Below are 15,002 nucleotides of genomic sequence, written 5' to 3'. Positions count from 1 at the left end.
AATGCCCAACCTTTCTGTTAAAAAATCGATTGACCGTCAGGCCGCCGGCAGACGCAGTGTCTGCACCAGTTCCGAAACAATCACGGCCGGCGCCCGGGTGGCGTCCACCACATAGTGCGCCACATCCTGATACAGCGCTTCGCGCTCCCTGAGCACCGCTTCCATCTCTTCGGCGATCGGCCGCCCGGTCAGCGTCGGTCGCTGGTGCGCCTGCGGACTGGCCTGCAACCGCTGCGCCAGCGCCTGCGCCGGCGCGTGTAGGTAGATTACGATCCCCTGCGTACGCATAAACTGACGATTCTGTTCCAGCAGCACCATACCGCCGCCGGTCGCCACAATCCGGTTCGGCGCCGTCACCGCGTGCAATGCCTCGCTTTCCCGGCGGCGAAACCCCGGCCACCCTTCAGCGGCGACCACATCCGCCACGGTCAGGCCGCTGGTATGCTGCATAAAAATGTCCGTATCGACAAACTCATAGCCAAGCGACCGCGCCAGCTCACCGCCAACCGTGGTTTTTCCGCACCCTCTGGCACCGACCATAAAAATGGGTTGTGTCATGTCACGACCAGTCCTTATTTTTCTCAGGCCTGCCAGCCGCAGCGGGGACTGCTGCCAGCCGGCGCCTGTCGAACCAAGAGCAGAATCATACAGGCAATAATCCTCATTAAGAAAGCCTCCGCGCTGCACCGGCATGGGGAAAGCCACTTCACGCCAGCTTTCCGTTCAAATTCAGCACAACACGCCATAATGCTTACCAAATATGGCAAGTTACGCCGTAAAAACCGATGTTATGCCGCCGGTCGCATGACAAACAGTCAGGCCGCCAGTCGGCGGCCTGTGCGTGCGGCAAAAGCGCCGATCAATAGGTATGGAAATAGTCCTGGATCACCGCCGGATCGCTGGTGCGGGTCAGTGCCAGCATCAACAGGATACGGGCATGCGCCGGGTTAAGAGAATCCGCGACCAGACCCGGCAGTGCCTCATCCGGCGGCACGATGCCGTTACCGGTGCGGGAGGAGCGCATCACCACCACGCCTTTATCCTGCGCCTTGCGCATGCCGGCGATGCCGCGCACCGACACCGAACCCGCGCCCATACCGGCATAGACAATACCTTTCACACCGTGGCTGATGGCGGCGTCGTACAGGTATTCCGGGTCATCCTGATACCCATAAAGAATATCGACTTTCGGCAGCAAGGTCAGGCCGCGCACATCGAACACCGAACGGTTGGTATGCAGTTTGTCGAGACGATTCTGGTAGTAGATATGGTTGCCGATCACGACCCCCAGATAACCTTCTTCATTCGCCCGGAAACTGTCCAGCGTCGAGGCGTTGCTCTTGGTGATATAACGGGCGGAACCGATACGATCATTGAGCACCACCAGCACCCCGCGGCCGCGAGACTGTTTGTCGCTCGCCACGCGGACCGCCTCCAGCAGGTTCATCGGACCGTCGGCGCTGATGGCCGTGGCCGGACGCATCGCCGCCGCAAACACCACCGGCTTGTCGCTTTTCACCGTCAGGTGGAGGAAATAGGCCGACTCCTCCAGCGTGTCCGTACCGTGGGTAATCACCACGCCGTCCACATCATCGCGCGCCAGCAGCGCGTTCACCCGTTGGCTCAGTTTCAGCACCACATCGCCGGTCATGTTTTCGCTGGCCATGTTGGCGAATTGCTCGCCTTTCACGTTAGCCAGTTTTTTCACGTCAGGCACGGCGTTGATCAGCGTATCCACGCCAAGCGCGCCCGCCTTGTAACCGGTGGTCTGGGTGCTCGTCGCCGCCGAACCGGCAATAGTACCGCCGGTTGCCAGGATGACGATATTTGGCAGTTTATCCGCCGCGTTGGCCGTAAAAACAAAGAAGAAAACAAGAATAAACAGAGATTTAAACCATCGTTCCATAACAGATTCTCTTTAATGGGTCAGAGGACGATCGGGCTGTTCCTGCCCGGAAACCGGCATCAGCCGATCGTTTTTTTATCGAAAAACTCCTTATCTGCCAGCCGGAAAGCTGGCATCGGCGCTTATGTTGCAGCGCCCCCTAAAGGCTGTATAGCGTCTGATGGTCAACAGGAGAGCCAGATCACTGAATAAGCGGCCTATTTTCAGCGGCATCTTCTTCAACGAGGCTGATGCGGGCAACCGCATCGCGGCTGGCCTCGCGGCGGGCGTCGCCAACCAGTTCCACCAGCGTGCCGGCGCGCATTTCCAGCAGCCGGTCCGCCTGTTCGAAATAGTGGTCGTCATGGCTGATGGCGATAACGGTTTTTCCTTCCGAGCGCAGTTGCGGCAATAGCACCTGATAAAATACCCGGCGGAATTGCGGGTCCTGATCGGCGGCCCACTCATCCAGCAGCAGAACATCGCGCTGCTCCGCTACCGCCAGCAGCAACGCCACCCGCTTGCGCTGCCCCTGCGAGAGCGACAAATTCAGGATGCGCTGCTCCGTGATATGCAGTTTCTGGCGCATGTTGAGCCGGTCGAGCCAGTCGGATACCAGCGATGTATCCGGAGCGCCGCCCTGCGGCCCCATCAGGCGATCAAACAGGTGGAAATCGGTAAACACCGCCGAAAACAGCGTCTGATACTGCTCCAGCGGCACCGGCCGGTTATCCAGCGTCAGCTCGCCCGACACCGGCGTGTATAGCCCGGTCAGCAGCATCGCCAGCGTTGACTTGCCGCTGCCGTTGCCGCCGATCAGGAACACCAGCTCGCCGCGCCGCAGCGTGAGATTGATCGGTCCGACCTCAAACCTGCCGTCGTCATAGCGAAAGCAGACATCGCGCAGCGTCAGGGTTTGCCACTGGCGGGGGGCGGATGCCGACGAAAACCCCGGCTGATAATCGACCAGCTTCAACTGGCGCAGCTTGTCAAACGCCACCTGGGCGCTGACCAGCGTAGGAAACGCGCCTACCGCCTGCAGCAATGGCGTGCGCAAAAACAGCAGAATCAGGGAATAGGTGGCGGCCACCGCGTTATCGGCCCAGCCCAGACTGTTGGCCATAAAGAACACCGCGCCGATCGCGCCCAGCATCATGATATTCGACCAGTTGATGGCGCTCAGGTGGTAGGTATCCGCCCGGATAATATGGTGACGGTAGTCGTCGGCATGGCGCTGATAATCCTGTTCATACAGCTGGCGCGCCCGGTCGCGGTTCAGCGACAGCTCTTTGCAGCCGTCGATCACCCGCTGGTAATCTTCGTGCAGCCGGTTTTCCTCTTCGCGCACCCGACTGAAATGGCGATACACGCGGGAAACCAGCCAGTAGCCGCCCCAGATGGTGAGCGCCACCCACAACGCCGTCACCAGCATCATGCGCGGTGACAGCCAGGCCAGATAAGCAGCGCAGCCGAAGGTCAGAATGATGCCCTGCACCAGTTCCGGCAGGCGCACAAACGCCAGCGTGATGGTGCGGATATCGCTGGCAAGGCTGGCCTGTAACTGCGCGGGGCCAATCTGCCGCAACCGTTCCAGCCCGGTGTCGAGAATACGTTTGATCAGTTGCCCGCGCAGGCGGCAGACGAAATGGTGGCCCAGCACGGTCAGCGCCAGCTGCGAAGCCAGCGTCACCGCCATCAGCAATACCAGTAAGCCGATGAACCCCGGCAGCACCTGCAGCGTCGGGCTAACGGCCTCAATCAGTTGCTGGTTAATGAAAGCGATCAGGCCAATCCCCAGCGCCGCGCTGGCGAGGCTAAGAAAGATGACGGTCAGGAACGGCCAGCGATACTGCCGGTAGACAAGGTGAAGTAACTCCATAATATCCGCTTTTCGGTAACAACGAGCGCAGCCAGTTTAATCAGCCCCGAAGCGATATCAAGAATTATTCTCACCGCGAATTATGCCGTCTTTCAGCAGCTTACTCCGGCAGCGTCCAGATCTCGCGGGCAATACTCACCATATGTCGCAGTTTAGCCCACTGTTGTTCTTCCGTGATGCCGCCCTGGCCGCCGTGTCCAAAGCCGCACTTCGGGCTGATGGCCAGCTGTTGCAGCGGTACATACAACGAGGCGGTATTGATCGCCATCTTGACCGAATCCGGCGCTTCCAGCGCGGCGCTGTGGGAATCCATGACTCCCAGCACCACTTTCTGGCAGCTCACCTGACGCAACGGCTCCAACCCGACCGGACGCCGGTCATCGTATTCGATGAACAGGCTGTCCACCGCCAGATTCGCCATCGCATGCCCCATCACCTCACGCCCGCAGCCATAAACCCAGTTGGGAGAAAAACGCCGGCAGCACATATGCAGGCTGATGAACATATCCGGCGGACGTTGCGCCAGCGCCTGATTCAAAGTACGGGTGCAGCGCTCCAGCAGATCGCGCAATTCAAACCCGGACGCGTTTTCTCGTTCCATCACCTTGCCGTCGCACAGGCGCGCCCAGAACAGGTCATCCAGTTGGAGATAGCGACATCCCTGGCGATAAAACGCCTGGATCACTTTGCGGTACACCGCGGCCAGATCATCGCAAAACGCGTCCAGCGACGGGTAAACGTCATTGTTGCGGATAGCCGGATACATCAGCATGTTCGGGCTGGGAAGCGTCTGTTTCGCCAGAATCTCCCCGTCGTTGCCCACCGCCTGATGCAAAAAGCGATAGTGGGTCAGAAAAGGGTGCGCGTCGTCAAAATCGAGTTTGCCCACCACCCGCAACCGGCAAGGCGCATCGCCGTCCGGCAGGGCCGTGTCATCAACGTCAATACCCGTCAGGCAGGAGAAAAAATCGGTGATACCGTCGCGAATACGCAGTTCGCCATCGGTAATCGCGCTCAGACCGCAAGCCTTCTGGCGCTCGACCACATTCAGCACTTCTTCGTTTTCGATTTCCGTGAGCCGATCGTGGGTCATGAGCCCCTGCCGCCACGCCTGCCGGGCCTGCTTAAGGCGGTGCGGCAATAAAAAACTGCCTACATGCTCGGCGTGAAACGGCGGATAAGGTTTTTTCACTGTGCGCATCTCACGCGTCCTTTTGGTTTACACGACACTGTTGGTTTACACGACCGGTTTTGCACGACAATGTCTGCGCTTCAATGCGCGTCTGTTTGCTTGGGTTATCGTCCAGGCGGCGGACTGTCACTGATCCGTTCACCGATGTCAATCGACGGGGCGATGATTGTCGCACCGATTCCTCCTTATCGACAAATAACAAAATTTAATTATTTCATTGCTATTCATTTAGCCCATTCCACGATAGCGTATTTGCCTGCTATCGCCGTTTTCCGGCGCCACTTTTTTATACAAAGGGAAATTGTCCCTACCGGCCGCTATCGTTATGATTCAACGGATGGTTTCCGTCAATCCACCCGTCATACCGTCTTATTATTGTGCGCGCTCGCCCGCAAGGATGGCTTTATGGAATACACGCTCCTCTCTGTCTCGCGCCGGTTGTTAACGGCAAGAACGCTGGCGCTGATGCTGGCAATCACGCTGCCGCTGCTTGCCGCTTGTGGTCGTACCGCGCTTCCCCCGCTGGGGCAGCCTTCTTTCGATGCTTACCAACAGCAAACCGAACAGTGGGTACGGCAACATCGGGCGTTTCAGTCCGACGATCTCCGACAAGAGCTGCGCTGGAATACGCCGCAGGAAACCCGCCCGGCGGACTCCCCCCGTAAAGGCATCCTGCTGGTACACGGACTGGGCGATGCGCCCGGCACCTTCAGCGATGTCGCCCCGGAGTTGGCGCGGCAAGGATACCTTGTTCGCACGGTGCTACTGGCCGGACATGGCACACGGCCGGAAGATATGATCCCGGTGTCGCTCGACGACTGGCGACGGGTGGTCGCCGAGCAGGCCAGACTGTTGCAACGTGATGTGGATGAAGTGTATCTGGGCGGGTTCTCCACCGGCGCTAATCTGGCGCTGGAGTATGCGCTGGAACATCCTGAGATCCGCGGGCTGGCGCTGTTTTCCCCCGCTATCCGCTCTAATGAAACCTTTGACTTCCTGACGCCGCTGATTGCCCCGTTTCGGGAGTGGTTGCGCACGCCGCGACCGGGAGCGCCCGCGCAACTGACGACGCGCTACCTGCGGGTGCCCACCAACGGCTTGGCCCAGTACTATCTCTCCAGCCTGGCGGTGCGCCGCCTGTTGTGGCGCCATGATTACGACCGCCCGGTGCTGATGGTGGTTGCCGAACACGACTCGGTGCTGGATACCCCCTACCTGCGACAGCTTTTCCGCACCCACTTCACCCACCCCGCCAGCCGTCTGATCTGGTACGGTCAGCCGGACAACGCCATAACCAGTCGGGAACAGATACGCGACGATCGTCTGCCGGATTGGCGCATCAGCCAGTTCTCACACATGTCGGTGCTGTTCTCGCCGGATAACCCGCTGTATGGCAGCAACGGCTCGGTGATACTCTGCAACAATGGTCCTACGTCTGTTACTGCCGACCAATGCCGCGATCGCAGCCGGTTCTGGTATTCCGACTGGGGCTATCAGGAAGAGGGTAAAACCTATGTCCGGCTAACCTTCAACCCCTATTTTGACTGGCAGAACGGTATCATGCGGGAGGTTCTGGCGGCGTCTGACCAGACACAACTGCGCTGACGCGCGACTGTCATCATTGACCAATACACTGGTGCGTCGGCGACGCTGCGCCCGACGCACCATTCGCCGCGAACCGACCGCCTGATACCTGTTTTTCACTTACTTTTTTTTCACTTAATTTTTTCAATTACTTGTTTTTAAATTACTTTTTCTAAATTAACTGTTTTTCACTTCCGGAGGCCCCCGATGGATTTAGCCCTGTTTGATCTGGACGAAACCCTGATCTGCGCCGATAGCACCGGCTTGTGGCTGCGCTGGCTGGAATCGCAGGGATTTGCCGGCAAGGAACTGCTACAGCAGGAACAACACCTGATGCAGCGTTACTATCAGGGCACATTGGCGATCGAAGATTACATGTATCTTTCGCTGTCGCCGCTGATTGGCCTGAGCGCCGAAACAGTCTCCGGCTGGGTGGACCGCTTTATCCGGCGCGACATCCTGCCCCGGCTCTACCCGGCGGCGCGCGAGCGCATGGACTGGCACCGTCAGCGCGGCGATACCCTGATCATTATTTCCGCCAGCGGCGAGCATCTGGTACAACCCATCGCCCACCATCTGGGGGCCGATCACGCGCTGGCGATCGGCGTTACGCTGGAAGACGGGCGTTTCACCGGCGACATCTACGGCATGCCGACGTATCAGCACGGTAAAGTGATCCGGATACGCGAATGGCTGGCGCAACGCGATGGCGAACCATTCGACCAGTTGCACGGCTACAGCGATTCGCTCAACGACCAGGCAATGCTGGAATTCGTCGATCAGGCTTACGCCATCAACCCGGCGCCAGAACTGGCGGCGCTGGCGCAGGAGAAAGGCTGGCGTATCTGCCGCTGGCAGCGCTAGCCGGGCGTTTACCGGCTACCGGAACGTATCGGCTCCAGCCCGATATCCGCCGCCAGACGCGCATGCTCACGATCCAGTTCGTCGATGATAAAGGTGATGAAATGGCTTAGCGCGGCGGAGCGATGCTTGCCCGCCAGCGTCTGCACCTGCAGGCTGCGCTGGGTCAGCGGTTCGCTGCGCACCGGCTTGAGCAGCAAACCGTCCTCCCGCGCCCGGTACAGCACCGAAAAATGGCTGCAGGCGGTAACGGCATCCGGCGTCTGCTGCATGAAGTAGTAAAGCGCGGAGAAGTTGTTGCAACTGAGCGCCGGTTCCAGAAAAGTGCCGCTCATCCGGCAGGAGAGATCGAACAATTGGCGAATGGTGGTGCCCTGCTGCGGCAGCACCAGCGGAAACCCGTGCAGATCCGCCAGTTGGACCGCTTTGTCCGCCAGCGGGTGATCCGGCCGCATCAGCAGTAGCACCGGCGCCGGGTAAGACGCCATCACCTCGACGCCGCGCTCCGGCGACAAGCTGAACTGAAACGCCACATCGCATTCGCCGTTGCGCACCATTTCCGACACCTGTATCGCGGTGCCGACCTGCAGGAAGAACGTCACGGCCGGGTTGTCCTGCCGGAAACGGGCAAACAGCCCCGGCAGCAGATCAAACGCCATGCCGTCAGTACAAGCGACGCGCACAAACGTTCGCCGCACCGCCTTCAGCCCCTGAATCTCGGCAATGGCGTACTCCATGTCCATCATGCTCTTGCGCACGTGGTTTTCCAGAATTTGCCCGGCGTCGGTCAATACCATGCCCCGGGCATGGCGTTCAAACAGCGGTGCGCCGATGCGTTCTTCCAGTTTGTGGATCTGTCGGCTGATGGCCGACACCGCCACAAACAGCTGCTGGCTGGCGGCGCTCAGGGAGCCGGTATTGGCGACCGCCAGAAAATACCTGATTTCGTTACTATGCATCGCATCGCCCCTCCGCCTGCCTCGTTTTTGTGCAAGCAAGCTTTATATTAAAAGCAAAGCTTGCTTGCAATTATTATTATTGTGGCAATGCTGGCGATGATTTAGAACGTGGTTAATACCATCACTAAAAAAACATCACCACAGACAGACAGGCACAACATGACAACACCACAGGTTATTCAACAGGCGCTGGCGTATTTCGACAGCGGCCGCTTCCGTGACGTACTGGCGCGTCGCGTCGCTATCGCCAGCGAAAGCCAGCGCACCGACCGGGACGCGGCGTTGCAACAGTATTTATCCGAGGAAATCATCCCGGCCCTGCAGGCGCTGGGTTTCGAATTACAGCAAATCGATAATCCGGCCGCGGCCAACCGCCCGTTTTTGATCGCCTCGCGCATTGAAGACGCCGCCCTGCCCACCGTGCTGTGTTACGGCCACGGCGATGTGGTGTTCGGCGACGACGAACACTGGAGCGAAGGGCTTTCCCCGTGGCAACTGGTGGAACAGGCAGGCCGTTGGTACGGTCGCGGCAGCGCCGACAACAAAGGCCAGCACTCGATCAATATTGCCGCGCTGGAGCAGGTATTTCAGGCCCGTCAGGGGCGGCTCGGTTTTAACTGCAAGTGGCTGTTCGAAATGGGCGAAGAGATCAGCTCGCCGGGATTGGCCGAGGTGTGCCGCCAGCATGCGCAGGCGCTGCAAGCCGACCTGTTCATCGCCTCGGACGGCCCGCGCCTCAACGCCGAACGCCCAACGCTGTTCCTCGGCTCGCGCGGCTGCGTCAACTTCCGCCTGACCATCCGCGCCCGCGAGCGGGATTACCACTCCGGCAACTGGGGCGGTCTGCTGAGCAACCCCGGCACTCAACTGGCCAACGCCATCGCCAGTCTGGTCAACCAACATGGTCAGATGCAGGTGGCGGCGCTGAAACCGCCGCGCCTGACGCCGGCATTGCGCACGATTCTGGCGGACATCGCGCCCGGCGGGCAAGCGACGGATCCGGCCATCGATCCGCAGTGGGGCGAAGCAGGTCTGAGCCCGTCCGAGCGGCTGTTCGGCTGGAACACGCTGGAAGTGCTGTCATTCCTGACCGGCAATCCGCAGCGGCCGATGAACGCCATTCCCGGTCACGCCACCGCGGTATGTCAGTTGCGTTTTGTCGTCGGCACCGACTGGCAGCAACTGGCGCAGCATCTGCGCCATCACCTCGACGAGCACGGCTTCACGATGGTGGAGATCAGCGACGTGCGCGGTACGCCGGCGACCCGTCTCGACCCGACCGACCCGCTGGTGAACTGGACGCTCGACCTGATGCGCCAGACCAGCGATAAAAAGCCGGCGTTGCTGCCCAACCTCGGCGGTTCGCTGCCCAACGAAGTGTTTGCCGAAATTCTCGGCCTGCCGACCCTGTGGATCCCGCACTCTTACCCGGCCTGCGGCCAGCACGCCGTGGATGAGCACATGCTGGTCAGCGTCGCCCGCGAAGGCTTGCAGATCATGACCCGCCTGTTCTGGGAACTGGGGGAACAGGGCCACGCCGTTCTGGCGCAACACCGCGCACACCGTGCCGCCCACGAGCAGAGCTGAGGTGAATCATGACGACTGCATCCGTTTCGCACTACAGCACCGCGCGCCCCAGCCTGTACAAAACGCTGTTCGCCACCTGCATCGGCAACGCGCTGGAATGGTTTGACATCGCGGTATACGGCTTCTTCGCCAATTACATCGCCCATGCGTTCTTCCCCACGCAGGACCCGGCAGTATCGCTGCTGCTGGCCTTCGGCAGCTTCGGCGTCTCTTTCCTGATCCGGCCGCTGGGCGCGGTCGTGCTGGGCGCTTACGCCGACCGCGCCGGGCGCAAGGCATCGCTGCTGCTGTCCATCAGCCTGATGCTGCTGGGCGGCGCAATGATTACCTTTATGCCCACCTACGCCAGCATCGGTCTGGCCGCGCCGGTGCTGATCATGCTGGCGCGCCTGATTCAGGGCTTCTCCGCCGGCGGCGAGTTCGGCAGTTCCACCGCGTTTCTGGTGGAGCACTTCCCGGAACGCCGCGCGTTTATCGCCAGCTGGCAGTTCGCCACCCAGGGCGCCAGCACCCTGCTGGCCTCGGCGTTCGGTCTTGGATTATCGCAATCGCTGAGCGAAGCCCAGATTCAGGAGTGGGGCTGGCGTATCCCGTTTGCCTTCGGTCTGCTGATAGGGCCGGTAGGGTTGTATATCCGCCGCCACGTGCATGAACCGGCAGGCTTCGAACAGGCCGAGAAAAGCCATGCGCCGATCAAGATCCTGTTTACCCGGCAGAAAGCGCTGTTTCTGATTGCGGTCGGCCTGATGGTGATTTCCACCGCCATCAACTACATGCTGAACTATGTCCCCACCTATGCCACCAAGACGCTGCACCTGCCGTCCGGCGCCGCCTTCAGCGCCACGCTGATCGCCGGCATTATTCTGACGGTCGTCACACCGCTGGTTGGATTGTGGGCGGAGAAAGTCGGCCGGCTGCCGCTGATGTGGGGGGCGCTGCTGCTGTTGGCGGTCACCATCTACCCGGCATTCTGGCTGATGACCCAGCACTTGTCGGCCGTGTCGCTGATTGTGGTGGTAGGCTGGATGGCGTTGTTGAAGTCGGTGTATTTCTCCACCGTGCCGTCGATGATGGCCGACCTGTTTCCGATCTCCACCCGCGCCAGCGGCATGGCGATCAGCTACAACGTGGCGGTAACGGTGTTCGGCGGTTTCGCCCCGTTCATCTGTACCTTGCTGATTAGCGCCACCGGCAGCAGCCTGGCGCCGAGTTACTACCTGATGATCACCGCGCTGTTGAGCGTACTGGCGCTGTGGCAGGCGCAGCAGCGCCAGCGCTGACCGCACGACCTCCGTCAGGGCGTCACGCTTACGCTCTGACGGAATCACTCATCGGATAGCAGAACCGAGCGCGCAGCGCGCTGCCGCGTCAGATAAAGCAGCACTGCGGTAAGGGTGATCAGACAGGCTACGCCGAAAGAAAACATCAGGACGCCCCGATCGCCGATCGAGGCCCTGAGCGCCGCATAAACCGACGGCGCGGCGGCAGAAAAAAAGAACCCCGGCGTCAGCAACAGCCCAATCCGGGAGGAGTACCCCGCCCGGCCAAACAATTCCAGCGGCAATGCCGCCTTCACCAGCGTACTGAGTCCATTCGCCGCGCCGTATCCGGCGACAAACAGTACCGCCGCTATCAGCGACTGTTCCCCCAGCAGCGCCAGCAGAAAACAGACCGGCAGCCCCGCCCCCAGAAACAGACTCAGCTTCAACGCCGGAAGACGTCCGCCCATCAGCACATCGCCCACCCGGGCGCACACCTGGCCTACGCCCCACAACGCGCCCAGCGAGGCCGATACGCCAAACCCAGTCAGTATTGCCAGCAGGTGCGCGGAAATGCCGGCGGACAGAAAGCTAAACAATGCCATCAGTACCGCGTACAGCACCGCGGGAAGCAGGGTTCGCGCATCCGCGGTCAGTGAGGTTTGAGTCTGCTCCCCGGTCCGGTGCGCCAACTGCGACGCCGGTTGCGGCAGCGCCCACAGCCACAGCAAACCCGATAACACGATGACGCCGTAAATCGCCACGCCCCAGCGCCAGCCCAGCCCGTTCAGCAACGCCATGCCCAACGGCCAGAACAGGGACGATGAGATGCCGCCAAACAACGTGACCAGCGAAATAGCGCGCCGGGCCTCGCCGCCATACAGTGCGACCAGCGTGGCGAAGGCCGCTTCATACAGCGACAGCCGCATCCCGACGCCCAGCATGACCCAGGCCATAAAATAGTCCGTCATACCGGTGCTGGCGGCCATCAGCATACAGCCGGCGGCGCTGCCGCCACCGCCCAGCATCATGACTCGCCGGCCGCCTGCCCGGTCGAGCAACCGACCGGCGTAAGGCGACAGGCACCCCATGACCATCAGCGCCAGCGTGGCGCCGGAAAACGCCAGCGTCGGGCTCCAGCCGCGATCCGCCGCGATGGCGGCGCAAAACACGCCGGGAAGGTAGAACGCCGTTCCCCAGTTAATCAGTTGGGTCATGCCGATGCAGACGGTGACCCGGCGGCGTCCGGCGGACTCAGACATGCGGCAAAGAGGCATCCCCCTCCCCCAACGCGCGTTGCAGCAACACGGTATCCACCCAGCGACCATGCTTCATACCTACCGAACGCAACGTCCCGATCCGCTCAAAGCCCAGCGACAGATGCAACTGCAGCGAGGCCTGATTTTCGCTGTTGCCCACCACCGATATCACCTGGCGGTATCCCTGCTGCTCCGCCTGCGATAACGCGGCGGACAGCAAGCGCTTACCGACGCCTTTCCCCAGATGGTCCGGGTGCAGATAGATCGAATCTTCCAGCGTGAAACGGTAGGCAAAGCGGGTGCGGTACATCCCCAGATAACAGTATCCCAGCACCTGCTGGTTTTGCGTCGCCACCAGCCAGGGCAGCCCGGCATCACGAATTTTCTGCCAGCGCTGGCGCATTTCCGCCTCATCGGGCGGTTCGGTTTCAAAGGTGGCGATACTATGCAGGACATGTTGAGCATAAATATCCCTGATGGCGGCGATATGTTCCGCCCGGGCATCCTCAATTATAATGGCGCTCATTGGTGTATCCTTGTCAGAACAGCGAGTTAGCGATTAGGCTTAGCCCCCTTGCCGCATCAACCAACGTGTGCGGAAGCGGGACTTCAGCTAGCTTAACCAACGCCCGATACAGGCAACAGACACAAACACTTATGCCCGTCATAAAGGAAAGTTTGATATGGCCAGGTTGAATCTGGAACTGCTGGAAACCTTTACCACGGTGATACGGGAAGGCAGCTTTTCCGCGGCGGCCAACCGGCTCAATCTGAGTCAACCCGCGGTCAGCCAGCAATTCCGTCAACTGGAGCACTATTTTGGCGTGCGGCTGGCCGAGCGCAGCGGTAAAAACCTGCGGCCAACGCCGGCGGGCGATATGCTGTTGATCAAAGCGGAACAGATTCACCGGCTGTTGGGTGAAACCCGTCAGGCCATCGCCGAATATACCGAAGATGTCATGGGACATGTGATTCTGGGCACCGGAGCCACCGCCTGCATTCACCTGATGCCGTCGTTACTGCGTCAGTTGCGACAGGACTACCCCCGACTGACGGTGGGCGTGCGCACCGGCAACACCCGCGACATTATTCAGGCGGTAATTGACAACCGCATCGATGCCGGGCTGGTGACGCTGCCTATCCCCAGCGCCAACGTAGCGGTTACGCCGGTGATGGAAGACGAACTGGTCGCCATCAGCAACGAGCCCGCCTTCTCCGAAAGCATCTCGCCAGCATTTCTGCATTCCCGACCGCTGATTCTATTCGAGCGCGGCAGCAGCACCCGCACGTTGATCGACCGCTGGTTCAACGACGCAGGCACACAACCGCAACCGGTGATGGAACTGGGCAGTATCGAAGCAATCAAAGAAATGGTGTTGGCCGGGCTGGGATGCAGCATCGTGCCGAAAATGTCGGTGGGTTCTGACGCGCCGTCGTCGGCGTTTCATATCCGGCCACTGAGTCCGGTGCTGCACCGAACACTGGCTATTGTCATGCGGCAGGATAAACCGTTGAATAAGGCGTTGCGCCTGGTCCTGGAAAGGCTGAAAAAAGGAAATATATAAAAATAGTTAACTACCTGATAATTTATCAGGCCATTGATATATTTTCGAAATAGCAAAAATAGCGTCGATTATTTTTACTTATCATCCTGGTTGCGGCAATTCACTTCCGCCACCCGGCAGCGTCCAGGAAACATCGCCGGATTTCGTGCCCATCATCTGCTGTATTTTCTCGTAAACTTCAGCTGCCGACATGCCGCTATATAAGCCCTGGCTATAATAACCAAACTCGGCATTACCAACTTGCGAACGGGAACCAATCAGATTCGCTTCAGGGGACGTAATACGTTTACCGGTAAATACGTTATAACTTTCGCTTTGACCATCCGGATATTTGACCACGGAAACCAGTACGCCGCCATAAAGCGGGATACCGGTCATACGCAGCGAGCGCTCAACGGAAGGTTCGCTCTGCTGTTTCTGAAGTTTTTCTTTAGTCAGTCGCTCATCCAGCGATTTAGTACGATCGCTCACATCACTGGTATCGCCGGAATTGTTATCCGCAAATTGATTATTTTGCGAATCATTCATTTTTCCGGTTTTAAAGGAACCAGATTTATTTGTTCCAATAGCATCGACGCTGGCGCTGTCTCCAGGACCAGAATTGCTATTGGCGACATAAGTCGGCTGTGTATAAGAAGATGTAATGTTTTGACTCTGAATACCTGATATGGACACGATGTCACTCCTTTTTATTTTTTAACGATAGCATGCCTCTAAGGGCACTGATTTATTACGACACACCAACACCTGCACACCGAAAAAAAGCAGCATACCCGCCGAAGCGAGTATCAAGCAGGACGGCTCAACAGATTTATGCCGCCCAAAGCTATCAGGAAATAGAAGAGTGGTTTACGAACCACACGGCGCAGTCTCATTTTTCACACCGCATTTTTTGCATCACACTAGCGGAATAGAAAAGACAGACCCACCTCTAAAATATATCGGCCAATTTATTTTTTTATTAATACGAAA

Annotated in this window: 13 protein-coding genes; 5 read left to right on the top strand and 8 right to left on the bottom strand. The window is 59.2% G+C overall.

The genetic code is table 11. The features are described from left to right. Window positions 1-36 precede the first annotated feature (36 nt). The 4 genes from aroL to DXXMK7_RS05085 form a co-directional block, all read right to left on the bottom strand. The gene (gene aroL / locus DXXMK7_RS05100) at window positions 37-558 is read right to left on the bottom strand and encodes a shikimate kinase AroL (RefSeq protein WP_038918143.1); all 522 of its coding nucleotides are present in this window, start codon (window positions 556-558) and stop codon (window positions 37-39) included. A 301-nt stretch (window positions 559-859) separates the two neighbouring features. Further along, complete coding sequence (locus DXXMK7_RS05095) at window positions 860-1,906, bottom strand: asparaginase (RefSeq protein WP_038918142.1); 1,047 nt, start codon at window positions 1,904-1,906, stop codon at window positions 860-862. A gap of 181 nt (window positions 1,907-2,087) precedes the next feature. Continuing rightward, entirely contained in the window at window positions 2,088-3,764 is a 1,677-nt protein-coding gene (locus DXXMK7_RS05090; protein WP_038918141.1) for a multidrug ABC transporter permease/ATP-binding protein, read from the bottom strand. 100 nt (window positions 3,765-3,864) lie between these two features. Next, the gene (locus DXXMK7_RS05085; protein ID WP_038918140.1) at window positions 3,865-4,965 is read right to left on the bottom strand and encodes a 5-methyltetrahydropteroyltriglutamate--homocysteine S-methyltransferase; all 1,101 of its coding nucleotides are present in this window, start codon (window positions 4,963-4,965) and stop codon (window positions 3,865-3,867) included. A 456-nt stretch (window positions 4,966-5,421) separates the two neighbouring features. Here DXXMK7_RS05085 and DXXMK7_RS05080 point away from each other — a divergent pair, with 456 nt between their 5' ends. After that, a complete protein-coding gene (locus DXXMK7_RS05080) occupies window positions 5,422-6,561 on the top strand; it encodes an alpha/beta fold hydrolase (protein ID WP_038920835.1) in 1,140 nt (379 codons plus the stop codon). Window positions 6,562-6,747: 186 nt separating this feature from the next. Next, window positions 6,748-7,404, top strand: coding sequence for an HAD family phosphatase (locus DXXMK7_RS05075; protein ID WP_038918139.1), 657 nt, complete (start codon window positions 6,748-6,750; stop codon window positions 7,402-7,404). An 8-nt stretch (window positions 7,405-7,412) separates the two neighbouring features. Here DXXMK7_RS05075 and DXXMK7_RS05070 read toward each other — a convergent pair whose 3' ends face one another. Continuing rightward, the gene (locus tag DXXMK7_RS05070; protein WP_038918138.1) at window positions 7,413-8,360 is read right to left on the bottom strand and encodes a LysR family transcriptional regulator; all 948 of its coding nucleotides are present in this window, start codon (window positions 8,358-8,360) and stop codon (window positions 7,413-7,415) included. Between the two features lie 159 nt (window positions 8,361-8,519). On the opposite strand from DXXMK7_RS05070, the gene DXXMK7_RS05065 reads away from it, so the two are divergent. Together DXXMK7_RS05065 and DXXMK7_RS05060 are read left to right on the top strand one after the other, a co-directional pair. Further along, complete coding sequence (locus tag DXXMK7_RS05065) at window positions 8,520-9,947, top strand: M20 family metallopeptidase (protein ID WP_038918136.1); 1,428 nt, start codon at window positions 8,520-8,522, stop codon at window positions 9,945-9,947. 8 nt (window positions 9,948-9,955) lie between these two features. Next, a complete protein-coding gene (locus DXXMK7_RS05060) occupies window positions 9,956-11,227 on the top strand; it encodes an MFS transporter (RefSeq protein ID WP_038918135.1) in 1,272 nt (423 codons plus the stop codon). A 44-nt stretch (window positions 11,228-11,271) separates the two neighbouring features. Here the strand turns inward: DXXMK7_RS05060 and DXXMK7_RS05055 are convergent, their stop codons facing one another. Together DXXMK7_RS05055 and DXXMK7_RS05050 are read right to left on the bottom strand one after the other, a co-directional pair. Continuing rightward, window positions 11,272-12,468: an MFS transporter gene (locus DXXMK7_RS05055; protein WP_038918134.1), complete on the bottom strand. Its 1,197-nt coding sequence runs from the start codon at window positions 12,466-12,468 to the stop codon at window positions 11,272-11,274. Next, window positions 12,461-12,991 (bottom strand): GNAT family N-acetyltransferase, encoded by a 531-nt coding sequence (locus tag DXXMK7_RS05050; RefSeq protein WP_038918132.1) that lies wholly within the window; start codon window positions 12,989-12,991, stop codon window positions 12,461-12,463. The genes DXXMK7_RS05055 and DXXMK7_RS05050 overlap by 8 nt, the downstream gene beginning before the upstream one ends. Window positions 12,992-13,148: 157 nt before the next feature. Between DXXMK7_RS05050 and DXXMK7_RS05045 the strand changes: the two genes are divergently transcribed. After that, complete coding sequence (locus DXXMK7_RS05045; RefSeq protein ID WP_038918131.1) at window positions 13,149-14,030, top strand: LysR family transcriptional regulator; 882 nt, start codon at window positions 13,149-13,151, stop codon at window positions 14,028-14,030. 81 nt (window positions 14,031-14,111) lie between these two features. On the opposite strand, the gene DXXMK7_RS05040 is transcribed toward DXXMK7_RS05045, so the two are convergent. Then, a complete protein-coding gene (locus DXXMK7_RS05040) occupies window positions 14,112-14,705 on the bottom strand; it encodes a hypothetical protein (protein WP_038918129.1) in 594 nt (197 codons plus the stop codon). Between the last annotated feature and the right edge of the window lie 297 nt (window positions 14,706-15,002).

Origin of the sequence: Dickeya sp. MK7 (assembly GCF_000406305.1) — a bacterium.
Lineage (GTDB): Bacteria > Pseudomonadota > Gammaproteobacteria > Enterobacterales > Enterobacteriaceae > Dickeya > Dickeya fangzhongdai.
The sequence above is the reverse complement of the archived record's forward strand: the minus strand, read 5'-3'. Positions and strand labels throughout refer to the sequence as shown.

Coding starts and splice junctions, on each gene's coding strand:
- DXXMK7_RS05050 (WP_038918132.1), bottom strand. CDS start 12,991: ATGAGCGCCATTATAATTGAGGATGCCCGGGCGGAACATATCGCCGCC.
- DXXMK7_RS05095 (WP_038918142.1), bottom strand. CDS start 1,906: ATGGAACGATGGTTTAAATCTCTGTTTATTCTTGTTTTCTTCTTTGTT.
- DXXMK7_RS05045 (WP_038918131.1), top strand. CDS start 13,149: ATGGCCAGGTTGAATCTGGAACTGCTGGAAACCTTTACCACGGTGATA.
- DXXMK7_RS05055 (WP_038918134.1), bottom strand. CDS start 12,468: ATGTCTGAGTCCGCCGGACGCCGCCGGGTCACCGTCTGCATCGGCATG.
- DXXMK7_RS05070 (WP_038918138.1), bottom strand. CDS start 8,360: ATGCATAGTAACGAAATCAGGTATTTTCTGGCGGTCGCCAATACCGGC.
- DXXMK7_RS05080 (WP_038920835.1), top strand. CDS start 5,422: ATGCTGGCAATCACGCTGCCGCTGCTTGCCGCTTGTGGTCGTACCGCG.
- DXXMK7_RS05090 (WP_038918141.1), bottom strand. CDS start 3,764: ATGGAGTTACTTCACCTTGTCTACCGGCAGTATCGCTGGCCGTTCCTG.
- DXXMK7_RS05065 (WP_038918136.1), top strand. CDS start 8,520: ATGACAACACCACAGGTTATTCAACAGGCGCTGGCGTATTTCGACAGC.
- aroL (WP_038918143.1), bottom strand. CDS start 558: ATGACACAACCCATTTTTATGGTCGGTGCCAGAGGGTGCGGAAAAACC.
- DXXMK7_RS05075 (WP_038918139.1), top strand. CDS start 6,748: ATGGATTTAGCCCTGTTTGATCTGGACGAAACCCTGATCTGCGCCGAT.
- DXXMK7_RS05060 (WP_038918135.1), top strand. CDS start 9,956: ATGACGACTGCATCCGTTTCGCACTACAGCACCGCGCGCCCCAGCCTG.
- DXXMK7_RS05085 (WP_038918140.1), bottom strand. CDS start 4,965: ATGCGCACAGTGAAAAAACCTTATCCGCCGTTTCACGCCGAGCATGTA.